Raw genomic sequence first — 24,594 nt, forward strand, 5'->3', positions numbered from 1 at the left:
TTGTGGATCAGACCCTTTTCAAACCGGCGCAACCGATCGTTCCAGATGTAAGACGCGGCAAAGTCCGCTCGAACCAGTTTGACGATATCTTCGAAGACGGCTGTGCGAGCCTCTACATCACTATCAAGGCGCGACAGGCGCGCAACAATATCGCCGAAAAGACGTAGCTCTTCCGATGTGACGTCCCGAATATATGTTTCCATCTTGCCGTTCTCGCGTTCGATGATGCCATGCAGGAATCGTGCCAGAGTCTTCTGCTATTGAGCACATAAGTGCCCGAACGTATCGATATTTTTGCCGATAGCCGGGGCATCTTGCAGGTGCATTCTTATCCAACCCTATTGCAAGGAGAGCGCAATGAACATCGACAAATTCCCCGTCAGCCTCATCGGGCTTCCCTATCTGATGGGGTCGCGTGGCCCCAATCTGGGCTACCAGATGGCGCAGGGCCCCCGCATACTGCTCGCTCCGGAGAAAGCACCGGCAGCGATGCAGGAATTCTTCTCCGACGTCGAAACGGTCATGATCGAGGACGCAGACGAGCCAAACATTGCGTTTACGGGTGGAGACTACCGGCTCCTCCCGGTTGGCGACCAGATGTCTCGCGTTCTTGTCCAAAACATTCGTCTCGCTCAGGAAGTTAAGAGAGCACGCGAACGTGGGCGCATCCCTATCGCTTGCGTAGGCGCTTGTTCGGCTGCGCTCGGAATGGTCGGCGGCGTTGGAGAAACCGAAGGCGAGATCGGTATGATCTGGCTCGATGCCCATGGAGACGCACAAACCCCGGATACGTCCGAGAACGGGTTTATCGAGGGCATGCCGGTCACCACAATTGCAGGCAAATGCTGGCCTCGATATCGCCGCAAGATCCCGGGCTTTCGCGAGATCGACGAAAGCCGCATAATCACTATCGGTCTGAGCGAGATGTTCACGCCCACCGCGCGCCGATCTGCGAAAGATGCCCTTGGCACCCTCGTGCACAAACCGGTTATTGAGGAGCTTGGCTTCGAGGAGGCACTGACCCGTGCGCTGGATAACCTCGCGTCAAAGTGTGGCAAGGTCTTCATCCATTTCGATACGGACGTGCTGGATCCAACCGTCCTTCGGGCCAATACGCACGCCGCAAACGGAGGCTTGACGGATGAGCAGTGCAAAACGGCATTCCGCCTTATTGGCGAACGGTTCGAAATCCTTGCCGTAAGCTTCGCGTCATACGATCCGGTTGTCGACGAACGCGGCCCGCAGGTACTCGTGCCGCTTCTCGTCGCTGCGGCAAGAGCAGCGGCGGAGGGCCTTGCGCGGCAAGGCAGCTCTTCGTGAGCACGCCAATTTCACTCATCGGCCTTCCTTATGTTTTCGGGCGGCGCGATGCCTCGCCACGAAATGCGATGGCACTAGGCCCGAGGGAGTTACTCTCGCATCAGACCCTTCTGAGCGCTCTATCCGAAGGCGGCTGCGATCTTGCCGTCGAATTGATTGAGGATGTGGATGATCCCGCGCCGGATGAAACGGCGGGCTATTTCGACGCCAATGTTGCGGGGCTTTTTGCCGGCGACCAGATGAGCCGTCTTCAAGTGCAGACCGCGCGGCTTGCGCGCGCTGTCCGCTACGCAGTGTCTGCCGACCGGATGCCACTGGTGGCAAACGGCGGTTGCACTTGCGCACTTGGAATGGTTGCGGGCCTCGCAGCGATCGGTGAAATCGGAATGGTGTGGTTTGACGCGCATGATGACGCGGAAACGCCCGAAACGTCGACAAGCGGCCTTGTCGAGGGGATGCCAGTCTCGATGATCGCCGGGCGATGCTGGCAGGCTTTCTGCCGTCAGATCTCGGGATTCGAGCCAATCCCGGCTGATCGTATTCTAACGATTGGCCTTCATGAGAAGTACGAACATAAGCCAGACCGAGGATTGAAGTCGCCAGGGAGTATAGTCACGCCGGCCATCGTCGAAAGCAAGGGTTACGATGGCGCGATCATCGATGCACTGGCGGATCTCAGGACACGTTGTTCTAAGGTGTACGTTCACGTAGATGTCGACGTTCTGGACCCATCCGTCCTGAAATCGAGCAATCATGCCACAGAAGGTGGCTTGTCTGCCGAACAACTTGCATATGCGTTGGACGCTATCGCAGACAGCTTCGAGATCGTCGGCCTGGATTTCAGTTCCTTCGACCCGACAATCGATCCCCATGGTGTCCACACACTTGTCCCGTTGCTTGTTCATGCAGCGTCAGCATCGACGCGAAGCCGGATACACCGGAACCATTGCCCTGGCTGAGATAGAATGGGAGGGGACATCCCCTCCCATTCGCTTTCACGCGAACCAGACGGTACGCAGGCTGTACAATGCCGAGTCTACCGTGTAGGGCACGAGGCCCTTCACATTCGCACGGTAGCCGTTCAAGGTGTTGGCAAAACCCCACACGATGTTTCCTCCGCGCTCATACTCGATCTGCCGCATCTTTGCGATGATATCACAGCGCTTCGTGATGTCGGCGGTCGCCATGGCCTGCTTGTGCAGGTCGATGAACTCGGCATCATTCCAGTGCGAAGTGTTGAACGTGCCAGTCGGAAGCAGACTGCGCGTTGCGACCGCGAGATATGTGTCCGACAGGAAGTCGACACCGAAGGACCACTGGCCGTATTTCGCGAGATAGGCTCCAACTTCCACGACCTTCACGTTGATCGTGACGCCTGCCGCCTTTGCTTGTTCCGCAAAGACCTGCGCGCACTCGATCATTCCGGCGGTTCCGTTGACGGTCACCATTTCAATCGTCAGGTCCGACTTTCCAGCCTCCTTGAGCAGCTCCTTTGCCTTGGCGATATCCTGCTTGCGTTGCGGGAGCGTGGACTCGCCACATGGCGCGATCGTCCGACCAGCCATATCGTTGCCGATCGCGCCATAGCCGGCGAGTGCAATTTTTACCATCTGCTCTCGGTTGGCGATCAGTTTCATCGCCATGCGGACCTTCGGATCATCGAAAGGCGCGATGTCGGTGCGCATATAGATCGGAATCGACATCGCCGACGGATTGTTCAGGAGCTTCAAGCTCGGATCGGCTGAAATGACCCGCGCCTGGGCGAAGGGCATTGTATATGTGATCTCGACTTGACCGCCGCGTAGCGCATTGATCGCTGCGGTATTGTCGTTGATTACGGAGATGACGAGCTGATCGACCCATGCCCGCTCGCGGAAATATCCGTCGAAGCGATCGAATACGGATTCTTGACCCGGGGTAAACGAGACATACTTGAACGGGCCGGTTCCTACGGGCGCCGCCGGGTCGAAATCGCGGGGTACCATCTTCAGATAGCGGTTCGCCCACACTTCGGAGAACAATCCATTCGGAGCCGCGAGCATAAACCTCACCGTGAGGTCATCGACCTTTTCGACCTTTGTCGGGTCTATAAAGTTGATCAGGGCGGCTCCTTTGGACGGATGCTCCTTATCAAGGATCCGCTTTACCGAATAGATGACGTCGTCGGCTGTAAAGTCCTTTCCAGCATGGGTCTTGACGCCAGAGCGAAGGTTAAGCGTCCACTCGGTCGCATCACCGTTTGGAGTAAAGGACTCCGCCAGGACGAAGCCAACACTGGCGTCCGGCTTGAATTCGCAAAGCCCGTCAAACAGATTGCAGAAGCGTACGATGTCCGAAATCTGGCCCTGTGTTCGATGCGGATCAAGTGAATCGGCACTTCCTCCCGGTACGGCGACGCGCATAATTCCGCCCGTCTTGCGCGCCTCGCTCTGCGCCATGGCTACCGTTGAGATCAACGATGATGCGAGAACGCCGGCTGCCCCAATCGCGACAGAAGTCCGTAGGAGCTGTCGCCGGGAGACTGATAGCATGCTGGTAAACTTCGTGTCGTTTGACATGTGAGACCTTTCTGGCGCTCCCCGAGAATTCGAAATGCGCGATGTCTTGATTAACGGGCGCTGCACTCCGCGGTATCGACACTAATGACGACCTCCTTTTGAGAGCGCAGCTTGCGACTCTTTCAGGCGAGTTCGAGCGTATTGGCCAAAAGGCTCTTGGTGTACGCAGCCGAGGGGCGGTTCAATACGCTCTCGCTTGAGCCGATTTCGACAATCTCACCCTTGTCGAGCACCGCCACGCTATCCGCCAGGCTTCGCACCACCCCAAGATTATGCGTAACGAACACCAGGCTCAGTCCATCGGACATAAGAGATCGAAGGAGTTCAACGATCGCAGCCTGTACGGAGACGTCCAAAGCCGAGGTAATCTCGTCGCAGATCATGACGTCGGGAGAGGCAAGCAGCGCCCGCGCAATCGCGACACGTTGCTTCTCGCCTCCCGACAGTTCGTTCGGGAACCTATCTATATAGGCGGATCTCAGTTCCACCCGTTCCAGCGCTGCTTTGATCTGGCGGTCGCGATTTTGGTCATCCGAGGTTTGGAAGTGGCCGATAGGGACTGCTAGGTTTCCGCCGATTGTCTTCCTAGGATTCAACGAGCCATAGGGGTTCTGAAAAACGTACTGAAGCTTGCGCCGATCATCGGGAGAACGACGCGCCGCTGACTGGGAAAGCCTTCGTCCCTCAAGAACGATCTCACCCTTCCAGTCGCTATGCAACCCGATCATGCACCGCGAAAACGTCGTCTTGCCACTGCCGGATTCACCGACGACCGCAAGACACTCACCCCGGGAAAGCGTCATCGAAACGTCCCGTAGCACAGTCCGGTCACCGTAGCGCGCCGAAAGCGAGAGGACTTCGAGCACCTTGTCATTTTCGAGTATTCTGCTCACCACGAAAAGGGGAGCGGTCTTGGCCTGGCCATCGATCTCGTCCGCCCAATGGCATGCAACCTCATGGTTCGCAGCCGACTTGGTCGAAAGCGGCGGCGCGACAGCGCAGACAGCGGTCGCGTGAGGACAGCGGGCGCGAAAGACACAGCCGTGCTCCCGATCGCGAAGCGGGGGCGCTTTTCCATCGATTGCCCTGAGCCTGCGGGCCTCCCGCGTCGAGGGCACGGCGTCGAGAAGCGCTCGCGTGTATGGGTGCGCGGGTCTGGCAAACACATCGTCCTTGCTTCCCGCCTCAACGATGCGCCCGGCGTAAAGAACCATCACCTTGTCGGCAATATGTGCGACGACGGCCAGGTCATGGGAGACGTAAAGGGTCGCGATACCATAGGCTTGGCAAAGCCGCGTCATCATGATCAGCACATCCGCCTGCGTCGATACGTCCAAGCCTGTCGTGGGTTCATCCATGATGACCAGACGCGGACGCGGTGCGACCGCCATTGCAATCGCGACGCGCTGCAACTGACCGCCCGATAGCTGAGCAGGATATCTGCTGAGGAATTCAGGTGTCGCGGCCAGACCGACTTCGGACATAAGCTCGGCCACTCTCGCCTTCGCGTCATGCGGAGACAGCGCGTCCCGGCCTCGCACCAGTCCCTCGACAAGCTGCTCGCCTATTTTCATCGCTGGGTTCAAAGATGCCGATGGATCCTGCGGTACATAGGTTATGAGCTTTCCACGAGCCTCATTCCTGGCGCGAGGCGACATGGTCATCAGGTCGGTGCCATCGACGAATATTCGACTTTCAGTCTGAATGGCGGTCCCGGGCTTGGAAAAGCCGAGCAGGGAAAGCGAGATGGTCGTCTTGCCTGAGCCGGATTCTCCGACGAGGCCCAACACTTCGCCGGGAGCAATCTCGAAGTTCACATCCTTGACGATCGGAAGACCGGTTGCAGTTGCATCAACCCTCAGGTTTCGAATTCTGATCACGGTCAGTCCTTCCCACTATCGGTTCGGCCGAGAGAACGAAGCACAGCTTCGGCGAAGATATTTCCGCCGATCGTGAAGACAGCAATGGCGGCGATTGGAGCGATAACTGCCCAGGGTTGAATGGAGAGCGCATTGCGGTTTTCGTTGATCATGACGCCCCAATCCGCCGCAGGAGGCTGAATGCCGTAGCCGAGGAAACTCAGGCCGGCGAGGAGCGAGATGGACCACATCAGGCGCAAGCCTGCCTCGACGAGAAGTGGTGTCGTGACATTCGGCAAGATCTGCGTGGCGATTATCCGTGGTCCGGACAAGCCAATAGCCCGACAGTATTGGACGTATTCGAGATTCACGACCGAGAGGGCCGCCCCCCTGATAACGCGTGAGACGCTCGGAGCCTGTGAAATGCCGACCAAGATCACAAGCAGGGCCTTGCCTGGACCCACGACGGTCACGATAAGCAGAACAAAAATTACGCTCGGGAAGGCCAGCTTAACATCCACGAGGCGCATCAGAAGCATATCCGTCCAACCCTTGTAAAAGGCGCAAGACAGCCCGATCAGAGCTCCCAGAACGAGACCCAGTGCACTTGCACTGAGTGACATCCATACGAGGCTGAAACCGCCATTGAGGAAGCGGGAATAGACATCGCGTCCGAGAAAATCCATGCCGAGCGGTGAGCCGTACTGAGGCACGTCGAAGGGCACTCCGACCAGTTCGGTTGCCCCATATGGTGCGAAGAATGGGCCGAAGACCGCAACCGCGGCGACAAGGATCATCAGCCCGAGACCGACGCTTGTTCTTGCCGAACGGAAAACTCTTTGCACCGCGATCCTGCGAGGCTTTGCTTCGACGTCGTCCATGGTGACTTCCTTGCTCATTTCAGGCACCTCGGCTGGGTGGAGTGAGGAGCGCAGCCGCAAGGTCCGCGATCATGTTCGAAAGAAGAAAAGTGGATGCGATGACCAAAACGATGAACTGCACGACCGGAATATCACGGTTTCCTACTGCGTCGGTCAGTGCCGTGCCCATGCCGGGATAGCCGAAGACATATTCCACAACGACAATACCGCCGACAGACAAGGCAAAGACGTTCGCCGCTGCCTGGATTGCCGGGACTGCCGCGTTCGGCAACGCGTGGCGGAAAAGAATTCTGTTCGAAGATATTCCCTTGAGCCGGGCGAACTGGACGTAATCCGAGGCGAGAACATCAATCATGGCCCCGCGAACGAGACGGTATAGATATGTCGTCTGCAGCAGGAAGAGCGTCGTGACCGGCAGCACATATGCGCCAAGCTGGTCGTAGAACGGCTTGGTCGGCGACAAAAGCGAGACCGCCGGCACGATATGAAAGATGTTGGTGCTAAAGACCACGACCAGCAGCAGTCCGAGCACGAATTCTGGAAGCGCGTTCACGCCAAGCGACGCCGCCATTGCTGCGCGGTCGAACCATGTGTCTTTGCGGTTTGCCGTGACGACCCCTAGCAGAACGGAGAATGGCAACGTCAGTGCCATGGACATCACGACGAGGACAAACGAGTTCGCAACGCGCGGCCCGACAAGGTCTGCGACAGCGCGATTCGACGCAGCGGAAACCCCGAGATCCCCATGCAGAAGTGACGCCACCCAGTGGAGATATTGCTCAGCAGGGGGAAGATTGAGCCCGAGCTGGACGCGCAAAGCCTCTACCTGTTCGGCACCTGCATCCTTACCGAGGATCGTTCTGGCAACATCGCCGGGCAACCCCTGCGTCGCCATGAAGATCAGAATGGATACCAAGACGAGCGTGATGAGGCTCAAGCCAATCCGTCGACAGATCAGCCCCGCCTGCTTTGAAGCAATGCTCATTAAAATTGCTCTCCCAGATATTTTCACCCATCACAGCCTACGGCAGTCACCGGCTATCGCCATCGACATAAATAACGATGTGGTGTGATCCAGGTGATAGGATGGATCACGCCGCTAAAGTTGAAGATTGAGCTGAAAACTCACCACGACCGGAACGGTCGGCCCGCTTGTGAAGACCGCATCGGATCGATGTATTCCCTGCGCTGATCGCTGCAATTGGCACAGACGTCAGATGGTCAGCCAGCCTTGTATTTCGGCTCGCGTCACCTTGCCCACGCTCTGCTGGAGAACCGCCTCGCCATGATCAAGCACCGAAATCTGGTCTCCGATGCTTTCGACCAAACCGAGGCTCTGCTCCACAAGCACGACTGCTGCACCCGCCGCCTTTCTAGTATTGATTAGCTGAGCGATGCGGACCACATTCTCATATTGAACCCCTTCAGTAGGTTCATCCAGCAGGACAAGAGCCCGCTCCTCGGCGAGTGTACGCGATAGAGAAAGCAGCTTCTTCTCACCACCGGAAAGCGTGCCGGCCTTCTGTGACAGCCGCTCTTTCAGCCGTGGAAATGTCTCCAGATAAAGCTCGAAGTGCTTCAAGCTCCGACTGTCGCGCATCAGGGTGAGGTTTTCCGCGACCGTCAGTTCATCGAACACGACCTTATCTTGAGGCGCATAAGACAGTCCCATCTTGACACGCTCGGACATGGAAATCGAATAAAAGTCCCTGCCTTGGAAAACGATCTCGCCGGATGCGGGTCTGATCGCTCCAGCCAGCAGCTTCAGAAGCGTGGACTTTCCGACCCCATTGCGACCGACAACGCAATGCACTTCTCCTGCCCGGAAACCAGCCGAGAAGTCACGCAGGACGATCCCAGAGCCATAACCACCGGAGAGTTTGTTGACCGTCAAAATCTCCAGACAGCTCATCGCTGACCTCCTACATAAACGTTACGCACGTCATCATTGGCCCGGACCTCTTCGATCGTGCCTTTGGCCAGAAAGCGCCCCTGGTGAAAGACGTTGACCGTATCGGCCAACGCCTCGACCAGAGCCATGTCATGCTCGACGACAACGATCGTCATGCCCGTCTTCGCTCTGATCCATTTGGCAAGGTCAATGACGGCGAACGTCTCGTCCTGAGATAGCCCAGCGCAGGGCTCGTCCAACAGCAGCAGCCGAGGCTCTGTCAAAAGGACCATCGACAACTCAAGGATCTGGCGCTGACCATGCGAAAGGTCAGAGGCCAACTTCGCGTCCTCTGCGAGGAACTCGAAGCGGCGTTTCAACTCGGCAAGCAAGGGGCTGTTCCACTGCCAAAGCCTGCGGTTCAACAGGTCGACAGTGGAAGCGCGTTTGCTCCAAAGACCGAGTGACAGGTTCTCGCGGATGGTTAGCGCTGGAAATACCGTGGGAGCCTGGAATTTTCTTGACACGCCCGCGAGTGTAAGAGCCGCGGGTGTCGCCTTGCGTATCGGTTTGCCATCAAGGGAAAGTGCGCCGCCCGAAAGCGGGAGAAGACCGGTCAGAGCATTGAAGGATGACGACTTCCCGGCGCCATTCGGGCCGATGATGCACGTCGTCTTGCCTTGCTCTGCGAAGAAGTTCAGGCCGTTCAGGATCTGCACCGATCCCATTTTGACCGAAACACCTTGCAGTTGACATGACAGAGCCGACCTTTCGCCTTTCAAACGAGGGGCTTCGACAGACATGGGCAAGTTCGTAACCGCCGCGCTTGTCGGGATGATTCCGGCCAATCCTTTCGGAAACCGCAAAACGACAACGATGAAGACCAGCGCCAGAACAAGCTCCCACGAGTCCACCCTGTCTCGCAATTCCGAGCTAAGCAGTCCGACCACAAGTGCACCGATAAGCGGCCCGAAGACGGACATGCGCCCTCCAATGGCAACGTAGACAAGAAGGCTGCCGCAAAATGCGAAACCGGTCAGGTCCGGTGTGACGATGCCCTGCTGCTGCGCATAGATGACACCACCCAGACCAGCGCAGAAACCTGAGACCGCGAATGCAAGGGCTTTGAGCAGGGCCGTGTCAAATCCCAGGAACTGCATGCGGCGCTCGTCCGCAGCTACCGCCTTCCAGACGGTTCCGAGAGGTGCAGATATCAGCCATACGTAACCCGCGCATACGACAAGGGTTGCGGCTCCGACGAGAGCATATTGCTCTATAATTCCGGAGATCCCGGGCAAGGGAGGCACGCCGAGGAGACCATTGAAGCCTCCGGTTACACTCGACCAGCCTATAGCGATCTGCCCTCCGGCAAGAGCCAGCGCGAGCGTTACCATCGAGAAGGATGTCGCGTTGTCCGTCTGGCCTCTGAAAACACCAAAGGCAATTATGAAGGCGATCACCATGGGAACCAGGGCGCATAGAAACGCTGCGGGCCATGCAAGGCCCGAACCATCGAGTACGATGAAGAGGTTCGCCGCGAGATAGGCAGATATCGCCATATAGAGACCGTGGCCAAGCGACAGGGTTCCGCTCAGACCCCAGGCGAGCCCCAGTCCGGTAGCCACGATACCGTATGTCAGATAGAGCGACACCTCATAGGCCCATAGGTCGCCAGCCAGGAGCGGCAAGAGGATCATTGCCGCCGCGAGGACGGCGAGATTACGCACGGCTGAAGAGACCACGAGGACGTCTCCATAGGAAGATAATAGCGATTGCAAGGACGACCAGATAGGCCATGGATGGGCTGAGCTGCGTGGCGAGGATGCTCTGCGAGCCGCCGATTGCGACTGCCCCACTCAACAGCCCTGCGATGGTGCCATAACCGCCAACAACGAGTGAAAAGAACGAATTCACGACCAGCAGAATTCCCATCGAGGGCTCGACCGGGACGGTTGGTGCGATGAGAACTCCCGCGATCCCAGCGGCAGCTGAACTGAAGACGAAGGTCTGAGTGGATAGCCGGCTGGAGTTGATGCCGACGGCTTGCGCGAGAACGGGATTGGATACCATTGCCCTGATACGGAGCGCCGTCGAGGTGCGCAGATACCAGATAGCAACGAAAACCAGCACCAGAAGTGCACAGGACATCACGAAGAGACGCCAGCCAGGGAAAGTGGAGCCGAACAGGTTCACAGTGCCCGCGATGGGGAGATCGACACTCTGATAGCCGTTACCCCACAGTAGCTTTACGATTTCTCGAATCGCCATGCCGAGGCCCCATGTCCCAAGAAGGGTGGCAAAACCATCGTATTTGAGCGGCCGAATGATCAGTCGCTCTGCCAAGAACCCCAAGGCACCACACACGACGAAAGCGAGCGGAACGGCCAAGAAATAGGAAAGCTCCAGATGTTGGACACTCAGCCCGCAATATGCGCCGACCATAACCATTTCACCGTGAGCGATATTGAGAACTCCGAGCAATCCCATGGAGACTGCCAGTCCCAGCGTCAGGATCGCCAAGACCAGTACGTCATATCCCAGGTTGAGAGAGAGCGTCATCATTTGAGGTCGCCCGCCGTTAGTTGCAGCTCTGCTCGGTCTGGATATCCTTGAAGGTCTCTACGACTTCAAAATCCGTTCCGCTGCATTTCGCGAGGTACATGATTTTCGCCGTGTGACGGTTCTTCACCGTCATCACGCCGGATGGCGTATTGAAGCTTGTACCCTCTGCCGCAGCGTCGAAGTCCTTGGCGGATACCGATTTCGCCTTTTCGACGACGGCCTTGGCCATTGCGAGCCCGTCATAGACCGACTTTGCTATCGTGTTTTGGATCGCTGGCGCACCGCTGGAGGCCTTGGCGATACCGGCGATGAATGCCTTGTTTTCGGGCAAATCGAGCTTGGCGAAGTAGCCCATGCATGAATAGAGGTTGTCGGATGCTTCCTTGCCGATACCAAGTAGAGTGTTTTCCTCAAGCAGGCAGGACATGCGCAGAATGTTGGTCGACAGACCAAAGTTGGCAAAGGTCCGGTTGAAGTTCACATTGTCACCGCCGACCAGGGTCTGGAGAACGATAGCGGGTGATGCAGCACGGATTTTCTCGATGGAGCTCTCGAATTTGTTTGCAGCGCCGACCGGATAATACTCCTCGCCAACGATGGTGCCGCCGAGACGTTTGACCGCAGCCTTTACCGCGTCATTCGTCGCACGCGGCCATACGTAGTCGTTGCCGATGAGATAGAACGACTTGCCGTCAGCTCGCTTGACGAGTGACTCGATCGACGCACCGACCTGTTGTTCGGGGGTTTCTCCGAGGAAATAAGTGAAGGGTGCGCAATCGCCACCTTCGAAAACCGGCGTGTAGATGTAGGGAACCTTGCCTCTGATCGCGGCTTCGATTGCCTGTCGGACCGCGCTATCGTGCGAGCCTACGATGATATCGACCGACTTCCCGATCACCATGCGCGTTGCTGTCTTGGCGACCTCGGCGGGTGCTGCTCCACCATCGGCAATGGTCAATTCGAGCGGGCGTCCCATGATGCCGCCTGACGCATTGATCTGCGCCGCGGCATAGTCTGCAGCTGCCCTACTGGAGGCGCCGAACAGGGATGCGCCACCGGACAGAGTGATGAAGACCGCGATCCGGATAGGGTCGGCGGCAAAGGCAACCCGCCCGGCTGCTGCCGATGTTGCGATAGCGGCGGAGAACTTCAATATCTGGCGACGAGAGATTGTCTGTGTCATGTTCTTCCTCAGGGCCTATTATGGTTGTGGAATGGCAGGCAGGCTCGCTTCGAGCGAAAGCGCGACCGCGAAGAGCTTTTCGTCTCCGGCGTGAGCGCCCTCGAGTGCGAGGCCGATCGGCAGGCCGTTACGGTCGACGCCAACGGGCAAGGAAATGGTTGGCAAGGCGATCAGGCTCCCAATATCCATGTTCCGGATGACGGTCAGAAAGGTCGGCACTTGCTCGCCGTTGAGGTCGGTTGTTTCGTCATCCCCGATTTTCGGGGCGGTGATCGGCGATGTCGGATACACGATGCCGTCTAGCTGATGCTCTGCGAGGATCTTTGCGTGACCTGCGGCAATCTCAGGTATCATCTCTTCGATAGCGCGATTGTAAGCAGACGAAGGAACGGCCTGAGCCGGGTCCATCAGAATCTTTGCGACTGCAGCGACATCCGGCGATGCGACGCTAGAAAGAAGCGTTTCAACCGTCAACTCCGTCTTCCATTTTTCCAGAAACCCAGTCAGTTCCGGCACGGCCTCATAGAATACGATTGGGAATGCGATTTCCCTGACGAGATTGGTGAGAGGGACGAGATCGATTTCCACAATCGTCGCGCCCGCACCCGCGAGCCGAGAGAGCGTGCGCTCGCAAACCGTGCGGACGTCCTCGGCCAGGTTGTCCCAGTAAAAGCCGGATGGCTTGCCCAGACGAAGGGTCCGGATTTCCGCCATAACGGCCGGGGCCCTTTCAGACAGGGCGCGGTCGATGAGATCCAGATCAGAAACAGAGCGGGCGAGTGGTCCCAGCGTATCCCGGGTGTGCGACAAGGGAAGGACCCCATGTCCTGGCCATCGGCCCGTGGTGGGGCGATATCCGAAGACCCCGTTGAAGGAAGCCGGAACCCGAACGGAACCACCTGTGTCGCTGCCGATACCCGCCGGCACCAGGCGACCACCCACTGCCGCGCCTGTTCCGCCGGACGAGCCGGCAGGCACACGTGTCGTGTCGAAAGGATTACGAACCGGCCCCCCAAATGTATTGTTCGAGGTTCCACCGAAAGCCAGTTCATGCATGGTATTCTTGCCAAAAAGAATGGCACCGGCCGCCTTAAGCTTTGCCGCGACCGTAGCATCTTGCGTGGGCTCGAAATTCTGCAATGCTGGCGTGTTCGCCCTCATCGGCATGCCGACGCAAGCAATGTTGTCCTTGAGAGAAATCGGCAACCCATGAAGGATCGGCAGAGGACCATCCGCGTCTTTGCGCCGAACATCACAGTCTCGCGCAGCCGACAATATTTCTTCATGATCGAGATGGGCGAATGCGTTGAGTTCCCCGAGCGCATCTGCGCGGTCGAGAAGGGAGGAAACAAGCTCCACCGATGTGATGTTACCCTTTTCGAGCAATGCGTTTGCCTCGGTTAGGGTGAGCTTCCAAAGCACCATTTTCTGCATCTCCAGCTAAGTCTTTTTCAGCAAAGCAGATGCGAGGCTCGTGAAGCATCGACATTTCTGTCGATCTCATGGTGTGGGAATTGGTGCCGATCGAGCGGCCATCAATTTTCAAAATTACTTTGAAATAAGGTCAGCGCTCGATGCCGATTCACGCCGATGGATCATAATTGTTCGCCGCGACTGGATATGACTGTGCAAGCCTCCTTGCCCTTGTTTTAGGGAAAAAGGCGTCTGTAAATCTAGGAGCTATTCAATCATCGATAAGGAGTCCCAGCGGGGAAGCGAAGACTCGGCAAAGGGTAGCGGCCCCAGACTCGCGCACAAATCGCTATTCGATCAATTACGAATAATGCTCTCGACTGTTTCGAGTAACGCCTTCCGGTCATCCGGCGTCCGGGTGACCGTCGAGCGAGAAAGGAAACCTTCGTAGAGAACGCACAAGATTCGCGCTGTGTGGGCCGATCGGTCCGAGAAGCGCGAACAGATCGCTTCGATTTCCGTTCTCAGCTTTTCCTTGTGCTCCCGTGCCAGCGTCGCAAGACTCGGAACGTCGCTGTACTCCGCCAGCATCATGATGAAGGCGCAACCGCGAAAGCCATGACGCTGTACTCGATCCGCCAGATCGCTGAATATGGCCGAGATTTGGTCGCGGGGGGTATTATGAAGGGCGACAACCTTGAAGAAGTTTTGCATCGCTGCTTCGTGCCGTGCTCTGACATAGGCTTCGATCAGGCTCTCCTTCGAGCGGAAGTTTCTGTAAAAGCTGTCCTTTGATACGCCGCTTTCCTCAATCAGACGATTGATGCCGACCGCGTGTATGCCGTGTTGGTAAAATAGTCGGTCAGCTGTCTCGATGATTGTTTCCCGCAGGCTCTTTTCCATATCGATTCCTGAATGTTTTATGGCCGCTTCTAAGACTGGCCGGTCCGCTTCAGTTTCCTACTACCCGCGCATGTGCCCTTCAACAGTACGGAAAGTCGCCCTGGATATTTACAATTTTTCCCTGCTGCACAACTGACCGCACTTCTGGCAATGGCTGGACGATAGTTCATTAATTCTACTTCACCTATAGAGTTAGTAGATTATTTCTCGAATCCTGCCGCTTGCACGTCTAAAAACAGACAATTCTGTACGATATAGCGTTTCGTAGCTACGCGAAATCTTATTTTTTGACCATGGTTTGAACGATTGCAAGCCATCCGGATTTGAAGGCACCGGCGGTGCCGCATGGTGTTCGCGGTATCGGGAAACTTGAGCGAGAAGGATTTGTAATGAAGTCAACGCGTCGTACTTTCGTCAAGCTGTTGTCAAGCGGGGTCTTTCTGCCAGTTGCCACCGCCGTCGACCTTTCGCGCGCACCGAACGCGGTTGCGGCCGATCAAAAGGTACTCTCAATAGCTCAGGGTAACGACATTCTGTCGCTTGATCCGGCCGATCATGGCAACAACAGCACGGAATCGGCGCTCGTCAATATTTACGATTATTTGGTGACGAAGGATTTTTCCGGCGAAACGCTGGTATTCACCCCAAACCTTGCGAAGTCGTGGTCGACCAACAACCAGGTGCGCTGGGTGTTCAAGCTGCGTGAAGACGTTCGCTGGCACGACGGACGCAATTTCACCGCCAACGACGTTAAGTTCACCGTCGAGCGGACCCAAGGCGACCCGAAGCTAAAAAGCACGAGCAAGTTCTCTTCCGTCAAAGGCGTAAAGGTCATCGACAACCATACGCTGGAAATCGAGACGAACTATCCGAACCCGCTGCTGCTCCACGCTTTTGTCGGCAATGGCGCCGGCATTCTGTCGAAGCAAGCTTTTGAGGCGGCAGGCGATAAGGAAGCGTTTTTCCGCAATCCGGTCGGCACCGGTCCTTACAGGTTCAAGGAATGGCGCAAGGCTGACCGGTTGGTTCTGGAGAAGAATACCGACTGGTGGGGCGGCGAAGCGAAATGGGATTCGGTGGTCATCCGCGCCATTCCGGAAACGGCGACACGCGTGTCCGAATTCATCACCGGCGGCGTCGACATCGCTGTGAACATCCCGCCGGAGGACATAGAACGCATCAAGGCGAACAAGGGTACAAGAATTATTTCCTTCGACATTGCACGCAACCTCGCCCTGCATGTTCGCACTGGAGAGAAATGGGTTACCCACGATCCGCGTGTGCGCGAGGCGATCGACCTTGCCATTGACCGCAAAACGATCGCCCGGCAAGTGGTCAACGGTTACGGCTCGCCAACGCGCGGTTTCTTCCCGAAGAAAATTCCGGGTTCGAATCCGCAACTGAGCGTCAACCTGCCCTACGATCCGGACAAGGCACGCGCGCTGCTGCGTGAGGCGGGTAAGGAGGGAGCGACAATCAAGCTCAGCACGCCGAGCGGCCGCTATGTCAAGGATCGGGAAATTTCCGAGGCCGTTGTCGGCTATTTGGAAGATGTCGGTTTCAGCCCGCAGCTCGAAGTTCTCGACTGGACCATTTATAACAGCCGCCTGACCGCAGACAGTTTTGGCGAGCTCTATCTTTGGGGGATGGGATCCTACACCGACGGCTCCTCGCTGTTCCAGGACGACTTCAAGCGTCACTACGAATGGGCCGATCCCGAATTCAATAGTCTGCGGGAAAAAGTCCGCAATGCGGGCAGCGAGGACGAGCGGCTTGCGATCCTGCGCCGAGCGCAGGAAATCGTTGCCGACCAGCGCGTCCGCATCGGCCTGATCTATCCGCAGTCGATCTACGGCGTGAACGACCGCGTGAAATTCGACGGCCGCTTCGACGAGATGATCTTCGCCGAGGATGTGGTTCCGGCATGAGCCTGCGTTATCTGCTGCGTTCGCTGTTTCAGATCGTTCCGGTCCTCTACATCGTCTCGCTGATCGTCTTCATCCTCGTCTATCTGACGGGAGATCCTTCAGCGCTGCTGGTGCCAGAGGATGCGACCGAAACGGACCGGCTGGCACTGGTGGCAGCGTGGGGCCTCGATCAACCATGGTACGTGCAATACCTAGTCTACATGCATAACATATTGAGCGGCGATTTCGGCGTCTCCTACCGCTATGGGACAGAGGCGCTGCCCATCGTATTGGAGCGCATTCCCGCGACACTGCTGCTGACCGCCGGCGCACTGGTTGTGGCCATCGCCATTGCCGTGCCGAGCGGCATCATCGCGGCGCTGAAGCACGATACCGCTTCAGACGTCATCGTCTCCGGCATTTCGGTTCTTGGAAAATCGATGCCGACGTTCTGGGTCGGCATCATGCTGGTGTTGGTCTTCGGTGTCTGGCTGCGCGTTCTTCCTGTATCAGGCGGCGGCAGCTTTGCGCACCTCATCTTGCCCGCGGTAACACTTGGAACCGGATTTGCGGCGGATCTCACCAAGCTCATACGCGCCAGCATGCTGGAGGTGCTTGACCGCGACTACGTCCGCACGGCGCGGGCCAAAGGCATTCCCGAACGAGTGATCGTGTTCAAGCACGTCCTACGCAACGCCCTCATTCCAGCGCTGACCATGACCTCGCTGCATGTGATCGCTCTTCTGGGCGGGGCGCTCGTCACCGAAACGGTGTTCGCCTGGCCCGGGCTCGGCCTGCTCGTGGTCAACGCAATCTATACCAAAGACATGGCGGTCATCCAGATCGCGGTCTTCGTCATCACGCTGATGACGCTTCTCATCAACTTCGCAACCGATCTGCTCTACCGAGCGATCGACCCGCGTATCAAGCTGTAGGGTGCCGACCGATGGCCTTTCAAAACACCGCCGGCTTCGAGACGCCCCGAGGGAGGACCGCCGCCGCATTGCGCTCGCTCCTGACCAGCCGTAACGGCTCTGTCGGTGTCCTAATTCTCGGGATGATAGTCCTTGCGGCCCTTTTTGCCAATTATCTGCCGCTACCCAGCCCGCGCCAGCGCAATCTCAACTTGAAATTCGTGCCGCCGATCTGGGCGGAAGGGGGATTGTCCGGTCATTGGCTCGGCACGGACGGTCAGGGGCGGGACGTTCTCGCACGCGTCATCTACGGTGCGAGAACGTCGCTCATCGTCGGTCTTGCAGCGGTGGCGCTTTCCGGCGTCATCGGCCTGGTGCTGGGGCTTGTTGCCGGCTATCGCGGCGGGCTGCTCGACGCCACGCTGATGCGAGTGATCGACGCTATGCTAGCGATACCCACCATGCTGTTCATGCTGGTGGTGGCGCTGGTGGCCGGGAGCGGCATGTTACCGCTCGTCAGCGTCATTGCCGTCACCAATTGGGTGGTTTATGCGCGGCTCGTGCGAGCGGAAGTGCTGCATATCAAGGAAATGGAATTCGTCAGCGCCGCCCGCATCGGCGGGGTCAGTCAGGCGCGGATCATTCTGCGGCATATTCTTCCTAACACGATCTCCGCCTTCGTGGTGGTTGCCACGCTTAATATCGGTTCGGTCATCCTTGCCGAATCCTCCCTCAGCTTCCTTGGTTTCGGCATCCAGCCGCCAGAGGTCTCCTGGGGACAGATGCTGAGCGACGGGCGGCAGGGGCTGGCGACAAGCTGGTGGGTCGCAACGTTCCCTGGCGTGGCGCTGACCTTGACGGTGTTCAGTATCATCCTGATCGGCGACTGGCTGCGCGACTATCTTGACCCGAGGATGCCATGACCGGACCTGTTTTCCCCGTTCCCATCCTGCGTTATCGCAATGCCGGGATAAGCCTTGCGAAACGAGAAGGTGAGCAAAGCCTCGTTCGCGGCGTCGACCTCGATGTGTTTCCAAACGAGATCGTCGCTCTGGTCGGTGAATCCGGCAGCGGCAAGACCCTGACGGCTCTTAGCGTGCTCGGCCTTCTGCCCAAAGGGGCATTCTTCCACGCCGACATCGCCACGGTAAACGGTAGGGACATAACACGGCTGAGCAATCGCGGTTGGCAGGATCTGCGCGGCTCGGAAGTAGGCATCGTCTTTCAGGAGCCGCTTTCCTCTCTCAACCCCGTTCTGACCGTCGGTGATCAGATCGGCGAAGTTCTTCTCTACAAGAAAGGCCTTGCCCGAAAGGCACGAGAAGACCGCGCGGCGGAATTGCTTGATCTGATGGGAATTTCCGCTCCCCGCAGGGTCCTCGGCGACTATCCGCACCAGCTTTCCGGCGGAATGCGCCAGCGGGTAATGCTGGCCATCGCCATGGCCGGCGAGCCGCGCCTGCTGATTGCCGACGAGCCGACCACCGCGCTGGATAACGCCATCCAGAACCAGGTACTGGAACTGCTGGTAGAAACCGCGGCGCGCGCGCATGTTGGTCTGTTGTTCATTACCCACGATCTTTCCGTCGTCGCGCAGATCGCCGACCGGGTCGCGGTCATGAAGGATGGTTCGCTGGTGGAAAGTGCGCCCGTGAGCGCCGTCTTCGCCGGGCCGGAACACGCCTATACACGTCGCCTCGTTTCTCTGGCGCCGCGCATTCCCGCCGTCGTCATGGACGGGTCGCGCGCCTATCCGAAACCGGTCGCCCAGGACGAGAAACCGAAGGTGCCGTTGCTTGAGGTTCGCGATGTGGTCAAACGCTACCCGATACAGGGCGGTGCGTTCGCCCGCTCCAGCGGCCCGCTTGCGCTCGATCGTGTTTCCGCCAGTATCTGGCCGGGCAAGACGCTGGGGCTGGTAGGGCAATCCGGCAGCGGCAAATCCTCGCTCGCCCGCGTCATAACCGGTCTGACCGCTCCGGATTCGGGCAGCGTGCTGTTTGAGGGCGCCGACATATTTTCAAAAGCCGGAAAGGAGGCGACCAAGCGCGGACGAGACATCCAGATGATATTCCAGGATCCGTTCTCCTCGCTCAACCCGCGCATGAAGATCGCCGGCATCGTAACCGAGCCGATGGACGCCCACGGGTTGCTGGCGGGGAAAAGCATTGAGGATGCGGCTGTCGAGCTGCTGGAGACGGTCGGTTTGCCCGCAGATTTCGCGCGCCGCTACCCGCATGAACTATCGGGCGGCCAGCGGCAGCGCGTGGGCATCGCGCGCGCGCTCAGCGTGCGGCCAAAGCTGCTCGTCTGCGACGAGCCGGTTTCCGCACTCGACGTGTCCGTTCAGGCGGAAATTCTCGCCCTGTTCAAGGCACTGCAACCCCTATTTGGGCTGACCTATCTGTTCATCGCCCACGGTCTCGACAGCATCTATTCCGTCAGCCACCACGTCGCGGTCATGCAGGCGGGCCAGATCGTCGAGCAAGGCTTGCGCGACGAGGTTTTCGGCAATCCGCAGCATCCCTATACGCGCTCGTTGCTGGCGGCGATGCTGGATTCCGATCCGCAATCCAGGCGTTTTCGCCCGCACCGGCGGGCGGTTTGAGCGCATGTTTCAAGACTCCCGGCCATAAGGATCGTTCCCATGTCTTCCGGCTCCCAAAACAAGCCATCCCGGAAAATCCGTTTCGGATATTTTCACCAGCCGGTCGGACGGCATCCCTCCGCATGGCGTCGCTCGGAGGCAGAGGGGCATCCGGAAGATGCCGCCTGGGCGATCCGTGTCGCGAGAAAGGTTGAAGCCGGGCTTTTCGATATGTTCTTCCTGGCTGATGGCCTCGTCGGCCCAAATCCGCATGAGCAGGGCAAGGCCGGCGGGCTGGAACCGCTGACTCTGCTTGGCGCGCTTGCCGCATCCACCACCAATATCGGCCTGGTGGGGACCATCTCCACCACGTTCTCAGAGCCGTTCAATGTGGCCCGAATGCTCGCTTCGCTCGATCACATCAGCGGTGGGCGAAGTGGCTGGAACGTGGTGACCTCGCAATCGGATCGTGCGGCCCAGAATTTTGGGCAAGAGCGACTTCTCGATCACGCCGAACGCTATGCGCGGTCGGCCGAATTTGTGGATGTCGTAAAGAAGCTGTGGGACAGTTGGGATGATGGTGCGCTGGTGCTGGATAAGGGGCGCGGTGATTTCATCGAGCCGGCGCGCGTTCGCGAGGTCCGTCATAAGGGGCGCTTTTTCTCGGTTCGCGGGCCGCTCAATGTTTCACGCCCACCTCAAGGTCATCCCGTCATCTTCCAGGCCGGCTCCTCCAACGATGGCATCGCGCTCGCCGCGACAAGGGCCGATATAGCCTTCACCGCGCAGGATACGATCGAGGATGCCTTGTCGTATCGAGAAGCCCTGCGCACGGCTGCCGCCGCGGCCATACCCGGCTCACAAGGACCTCTGGTCTTTCCCGGCGTCATGCCCGTGGTGGGACGGACCCACAGCGAAGCCGCCGAGAAATTCGCGGCTCTTCAGGAGAGTACGGATATTGCGGCAGGTATCCGCCAGCTGTCCGGCCGCTGGGGATATGACCTTTCGGGATACGATCTTGACGGACCGGTGCCAGAACCCAGCACCAACGTTCACGGCCAAAGCCGTGTAAAGCTTTTGCTGAAAAAAGCCCATGCCGAAGGCTACAGGCTGCGTGACCTCGCGGCGTTGGCAATCGCCTCGCACGGGCATCGCATCATCGTCGGCTCGGTCGAGGAAGTAGCCGACGATCTGGAGCACTGGTTCAAGAGTGGCGCCGCCGACGGGTTCAACATCATTCCCGCATCCATGCCTGACGGCGTGGACGATTTCGTCGATCTCGTGATCCCCGAATTGCAGCGCCGTGGGCTCTACCGCACTGCCTACGAGGCAAAAACCTTACGGGGGCTGCTTGGCCTCCCGTCCCCGCGGCAGCCACGTGAGGATCAATCGGGGCGGCAGGCCGCTGGCGCCACCACAGCTTGATGGACTGCCAAACGGGGGGGAGAACCCGTTACTCAAAATCCAAGTCGCAGGAGATCGCCCAGTGGCAAGAATATACAGTGAGCTATCAGAACTTATAGGGAACACCCCGCTTATCGATCTGCAGAGGATTAGAAAAAGCAGAGACATTCAATCCCGTATCCTTGCCAAAATCGAATATCTTAACCCCGCCGGCAGCATCAAGGACCGCACCGCTTGGTCAATTATCAAGGAAGCGGAGAAGAGCGGCAGATTGAAGCCGGGCGATTTGCTGGTTGATATCACGAGCGGCAATACTGGGATCGGCCTTGCTGCGGTGGCGGCCTCTCGGGGGTATCGAACGAAGTTCTACCTTCGGGATATCATCAGTCGAGACAAGATCAACATCCTGCACCAGCTTGGCGCGGAGGTCGTGCTTGTCGACAACAATGAATTTCTGGCTCCAGACGGAATTCTTGCCGTGCTGGAGCGAATAAAAAGAGAGAATCCCAAAGCGTTCTTTACAGATCAACGCACAAATCCGGCCAATCCGCTCATTCACGCGGAGACGACCGGTCCAGAGATCTGGCAGGATAGCGACGGTGCGGTAGACATATTGGTCGGCACGGTTGGCACGGGGGGTACGATAAGCGGCGCCGGCCGGTTCCTCAAGGAGCGGAAACAGCAACTGCAAGTAGTCGTCTGCGAACCAACAGTGGATTCCGTACCGACGAAAGACAATCCTCATGCGGAAGCGATCGAGGGAGTCCATAAGGTTACGGAAGTTGACGAGACCCATCTGCCAGAGACTTACGACAGCACCGTCGTCGATGAAGTGATTGCCATTACAACCGCCCAGGCGCGGGAAACGGCGCTTTTGGTCGCTAGGGAAGAAGGCCTTTTGGTCGGAACATCGTCCGGTGCTGCGGTTTCTGCCGCATTGGTTCTGGCGGCGCGGCCGGAGAACGCCGGAAAGACGATCGTCGTGATCATTCCCGACAATGGAGAGAGATACCTCTCTTCCTCTCCCGTTGCAGCTGATAGCTAGTCATCATTCCACGATGCAGGCATCGACACACTTCACGAACACAGCTCGGCTTTCCGATCGCCCTCTTTTTGCCTTGCAGTGGGTCGCCGCGGGCCATGGCACTAGCGAAAATCCCTTGCCTTCACCTCAAGACAGTTCGGAGGACTTACTGACGAAGTCGGAAACTAGCGACAAAATGGCGAATGCAGCGCATGCGGCGCAGGTCAAAGTCCAGCCTCCGAGGGCCCAGGTAACGCCAGAGATTGCGGCTCCTGTGGACCCACCAATGAAGAACAGCCCTACGAACAAACCGTTCAATCGGCCTCTAGCCTCGGGCCTTATGAGATTTATCTCCCGACGCCCCAGTGTGTGATCGAACGTCAAACCGATGTCGAGCAAGATCGCACTGAATCCCAGCACCAGAATTGCAGTACTCCATGAGGCAGCATCACTCGTTCCTGCCCATGCGGCGAGTGCCGCAGAAACAACAATTGAGATATGCGCGGCCACCATCGCGGAGCGGGTCCACCCGCGATCTCCTATCCGACCTGCTAGCGGGGTCGCTAAGGCTCCGCCGGCCCCGGCAAGTGTGAACAAGGCGATTCCCGCAGATCAAGATTGAACGGCGCCATCGCCAATCGAAGAGCAACCGTCGTCCAGAATAGACTGAACGACGCTGCGACCAAACTTGCTGTCAAAGCGCGTCGGCGTAAAACCGGCTCCTGCCTTAGAATTTGCCACAGCGATCCGATCAATGCCCAATACGTCGATTGAGCCGCGGTTCGATAATGCGGAAGTCTCCAGGCAAGGAGAAATGCAACAAGTGCGATGGCAAAAGCACTGATGATGTAGACGGCACGCCAACCATACGCGTCTCGGTGACGATGGCGCAGTCCATGAGGGCCGCCTTTAGAGCATCCCATCGCGCTATTCTCATGATCGACGCTGCCGGCGACAGCGACCGCGATGACATGACGAGCGGACTACCGCCCGCAAGCTCGCAGGATGGGAAAGATGCATCACTGAAATTCCCGAATGAGAATTCATCGGCGGGATGAAGGCATCCGAGGCGGCTGTTTTAGGGAAGTCGGTAAAATTAGAAAATTTTGTCTATGGATTTTATAGATTATTCTATTCCATAGGCCTGTCGATTTTAGCGATGAGACTTTTCAACGCCCAGCGAGGATACCTCGTTGGGCGGACATGACTTGCTGTCTTCTTCCACGATCAACCCGGAGACTTCCATGAGCAATCCAGTTCTCGTCAATCAGACCATTCCTGAATCCGATGTCGTGCCGCTAACCGGCCGCGTCGGAGCAAAAATCAAAGGCGTCCGCCTTGGGGGAGACCTTTCGGACGCAACGGTAGCCGCCATCAACCAACTTCTCCTGAAACACAAGGTGATCTTCTTCCGCGGTCAGGAGCATCTCGACGATTCGGAACAGGAATTGTTCGCACGCCGTCTGGGCGACCTGGTTCCGCATCCGACCCAAGGCCCGGTGACCGGCACTGCCTCTATCCTCAATCTCGATTCCAGTCGCGGCGGTGGCAGGGCGGACCAGTGGCACACCGATGTCACCTTCGTGGATGCCTATCCTAAATTCTCGGTCCTTCGCGGTGTCGTCATTCCGGCAACCGGAGGCGATACGATCTGGTCCAACACCCATGCTGCGTACGAAAGCCTGCCGGCGCCGCTGAAACTTCTGGCGGACAATCTGTGGGCCATTCACAGCAATGCCTATGACTACGCAGCTGTGCGCCCTCGCGCCACCGCTGAAGAAAAGAAGCATTTCGAGGAAGTTTTCACCTCGACCATCTACGAGACCGAGCATCCGGTCGTGCGCGTCCATCCCGAAACCGGCGAACGGTCGCTGCTGCTCGGCAATTTCGTCCAGCGCCTGGTCGGCTTGTCGAAGAGCGACTCCGCAAAACTCTACGAGGTATTCCAGTCTTATGTCACCGCCCCGGAAAATACCGTGCGCTGGCGCTGGAAGGCTGGTGACGTCGCGATCTGGGACAACCGCGCGACGCAGCACTATGCCGTTAACGACTATGGCGACCAGCACAGGGTCGTGCGCCGCGCCACTGTTGATGGCGACGTTCCCGTCGGTGTCGATGGCCGCCGCAGCATAACCCACGTCAAGGCCGCCAAGCCGAAAGCCAAGGCCGCGTAAGCGCGGCCGGACAA

At 57.9% G+C, this 24,594-nt stretch carries 20 protein-coding genes; 10 read left to right on the forward strand and 10 right to left on the reverse strand.

The window, feature by feature from the left end:
* The first annotated feature begins 2 nt into the window (after positions 1 to 2).
* From RRH01S_RS35045 to RRH01S_RS33285, 3 genes are all read left to right on the forward strand, one after another.
* Positions 3 to 167: a hypothetical protein gene (locus RRH01S_RS35045; protein ID WP_234711797.1), complete on the forward strand. Its 165-nt coding sequence runs from the start codon at positions 3 to 5 to the stop codon at positions 165 to 167.
* Positions 168 to 357: 190 nt separating this feature from the next.
* Entirely contained in the window at positions 358 to 1,320 is a 963-nt protein-coding gene (locus RRH01S_RS31175; protein ID WP_042477168.1) for an arginase family protein, read from the forward strand.
* On the forward strand, positions 1,317 to 2,279 hold the full coding sequence (locus RRH01S_RS33285; protein ID WP_234711798.1) for an arginase family protein: 963 nt from the start codon (positions 1,317 to 1,319) through the stop codon (positions 2,277 to 2,279). The genes RRH01S_RS31175 and RRH01S_RS33285 overlap by 4 nt, the downstream gene beginning before the upstream one ends.
* Positions 2,280 to 2,315: 36 nt before the next feature.
* Here RRH01S_RS33285 and RRH01S_RS31185 read toward each other — a convergent pair whose 3' ends face one another.
* From RRH01S_RS31185 to RRH01S_RS31230, 10 genes are all read right to left on the reverse strand, one after another.
* Positions 2,316 to 3,878: an ABC transporter substrate-binding protein gene (locus tag RRH01S_RS31185; RefSeq protein ID WP_080705516.1), complete on the reverse strand. Its 1,563-nt coding sequence runs from the start codon at positions 3,876 to 3,878 to the stop codon at positions 2,316 to 2,318.
* A gap of 122 nt (positions 3,879 to 4,000) precedes the next feature.
* Positions 4,001 to 5,758 (reverse strand): dipeptide ABC transporter ATP-binding protein, encoded by a 1,758-nt coding sequence (locus RRH01S_RS31190; RefSeq protein WP_234711799.1) that lies wholly within the window; start codon positions 5,756 to 5,758, stop codon positions 4,001 to 4,003.
* 2 nt (positions 5,759 to 5,760) lie between these two features.
* Positions 5,761 to 6,636, reverse strand: coding sequence for an ABC transporter permease (locus RRH01S_RS31195; RefSeq protein WP_052365400.1), 876 nt, complete (start codon positions 6,634 to 6,636; stop codon positions 5,761 to 5,763).
* A 1-nt stretch (position 6,637) separates the two neighbouring features.
* Entirely contained in the window at positions 6,638 to 7,603 is a 966-nt protein-coding gene (locus RRH01S_RS31200; RefSeq protein WP_042477173.1) for an ABC transporter permease, read from the reverse strand.
* 228 nt (positions 7,604 to 7,831) lie between these two features.
* A complete protein-coding gene (locus tag RRH01S_RS31205) occupies positions 7,832 to 8,530 on the reverse strand; it encodes an ATP-binding cassette domain-containing protein (RefSeq protein WP_042477177.1) in 699 nt (232 codons plus the stop codon).
* Positions 8,527 to 10,161, reverse strand: a complete 1,635-nt coding sequence (locus RRH01S_RS31210; protein WP_234711800.1) for a branched-chain amino acid ABC transporter ATP-binding protein/permease — start codon at positions 10,159 to 10,161, stop codon at positions 8,527 to 8,529. Before RRH01S_RS31210 ends, RRH01S_RS31205 begins: the two co-directional genes overlap by 4 nt.
* Before the next feature lie 67 nt (positions 10,162 to 10,228).
* On the reverse strand, positions 10,229 to 11,071 hold the full coding sequence (locus RRH01S_RS31215) for a branched-chain amino acid ABC transporter permease (RefSeq protein ID WP_042477181.1): 843 nt from the start codon (positions 11,069 to 11,071) through the stop codon (positions 10,229 to 10,231).
* A 16-nt stretch (positions 11,072 to 11,087) separates the two neighbouring features.
* Positions 11,088 to 12,254, reverse strand: coding sequence for a substrate-binding domain-containing protein (locus RRH01S_RS31220; RefSeq protein ID WP_052365401.1), 1,167 nt, complete (start codon positions 12,252 to 12,254; stop codon positions 11,088 to 11,090).
* 18 nt (positions 12,255 to 12,272) lie between these two features.
* Complete coding sequence (iaaH, locus tag RRH01S_RS31225; RefSeq protein WP_080705517.1) at positions 12,273 to 13,688, reverse strand: indoleacetamide hydrolase; 1,416 nt, start codon at positions 13,686 to 13,688, stop codon at positions 12,273 to 12,275.
* A gap of 336 nt (positions 13,689 to 14,024) precedes the next feature.
* On the reverse strand, positions 14,025 to 14,570 hold the full coding sequence (locus RRH01S_RS31230) for a TetR/AcrR family transcriptional regulator (protein ID WP_042477186.1): 546 nt from the start codon (positions 14,568 to 14,570) through the stop codon (positions 14,025 to 14,027).
* A 389-nt stretch (positions 14,571 to 14,959) separates the two neighbouring features.
* On the opposite strand from RRH01S_RS31230, the gene RRH01S_RS31235 reads away from it, so the two are divergent.
* The 7 genes from RRH01S_RS31235 (at position 14,960) to RRH01S_RS31270 (ending at position 24,580) form a co-directional block, all read left to right on the forward strand.
* Positions 14,960 to 16,498, forward strand: coding sequence for an ABC transporter substrate-binding protein (locus RRH01S_RS31235; RefSeq protein WP_042477189.1), 1,539 nt, complete (start codon positions 14,960 to 14,962; stop codon positions 16,496 to 16,498).
* Positions 16,495 to 17,412, forward strand: a complete 918-nt coding sequence (locus RRH01S_RS31240; RefSeq protein ID WP_042477192.1) for an ABC transporter permease — start codon at positions 16,495 to 16,497, stop codon at positions 17,410 to 17,412. The genes RRH01S_RS31235 and RRH01S_RS31240 overlap by 4 nt, the downstream gene beginning before the upstream one ends.
* 11 nt (positions 17,413 to 17,423) lie before the next feature.
* The gene (locus RRH01S_RS31245; protein ID WP_042477194.1) at positions 17,424 to 18,314 is read left to right on the forward strand and encodes an ABC transporter permease; all 891 of its coding nucleotides are present in this window, start codon (positions 17,424 to 17,426) and stop codon (positions 18,312 to 18,314) included.
* On the forward strand, positions 18,311 to 19,999 hold the full coding sequence (locus RRH01S_RS31250; protein ID WP_042477196.1) for a dipeptide ABC transporter ATP-binding protein: 1,689 nt from the start codon (positions 18,311 to 18,313) through the stop codon (positions 19,997 to 19,999). Before RRH01S_RS31245 ends, RRH01S_RS31250 begins: the two co-directional genes overlap by 4 nt.
* A gap of 39 nt (positions 20,000 to 20,038) precedes the next feature.
* Entirely contained in the window at positions 20,039 to 21,403 is a 1,365-nt protein-coding gene (locus RRH01S_RS31255; RefSeq protein WP_042477199.1) for an LLM class flavin-dependent oxidoreductase, read from the forward strand.
* Positions 21,404 to 21,464: 61 nt separating this feature from the next.
* Positions 21,465 to 22,427 (forward strand): PLP-dependent cysteine synthase family protein, encoded by a 963-nt coding sequence (locus RRH01S_RS31260; protein WP_042477201.1) that lies wholly within the window; start codon positions 21,465 to 21,467, stop codon positions 22,425 to 22,427.
* 1,223 nt (positions 22,428 to 23,650) lie between these two features.
* The gene (locus tag RRH01S_RS31270) at positions 23,651 to 24,580 is read left to right on the forward strand and encodes a TauD/TfdA dioxygenase family protein (RefSeq protein WP_042477204.1); all 930 of its coding nucleotides are present in this window, start codon (positions 23,651 to 23,653) and stop codon (positions 24,578 to 24,580) included.
* Positions 24,581 to 24,594: the final 14 nt, after the last annotated feature.

It is taken from the genome of Rhizobium rhizogenes NBRC 13257 (genome assembly GCF_000696095.1).
In the GTDB taxonomy this organism is placed as follows: Bacteria; Pseudomonadota; Alphaproteobacteria; order Rhizobiales; family Rhizobiaceae; genus Rhizobium; species Rhizobium rhizogenes.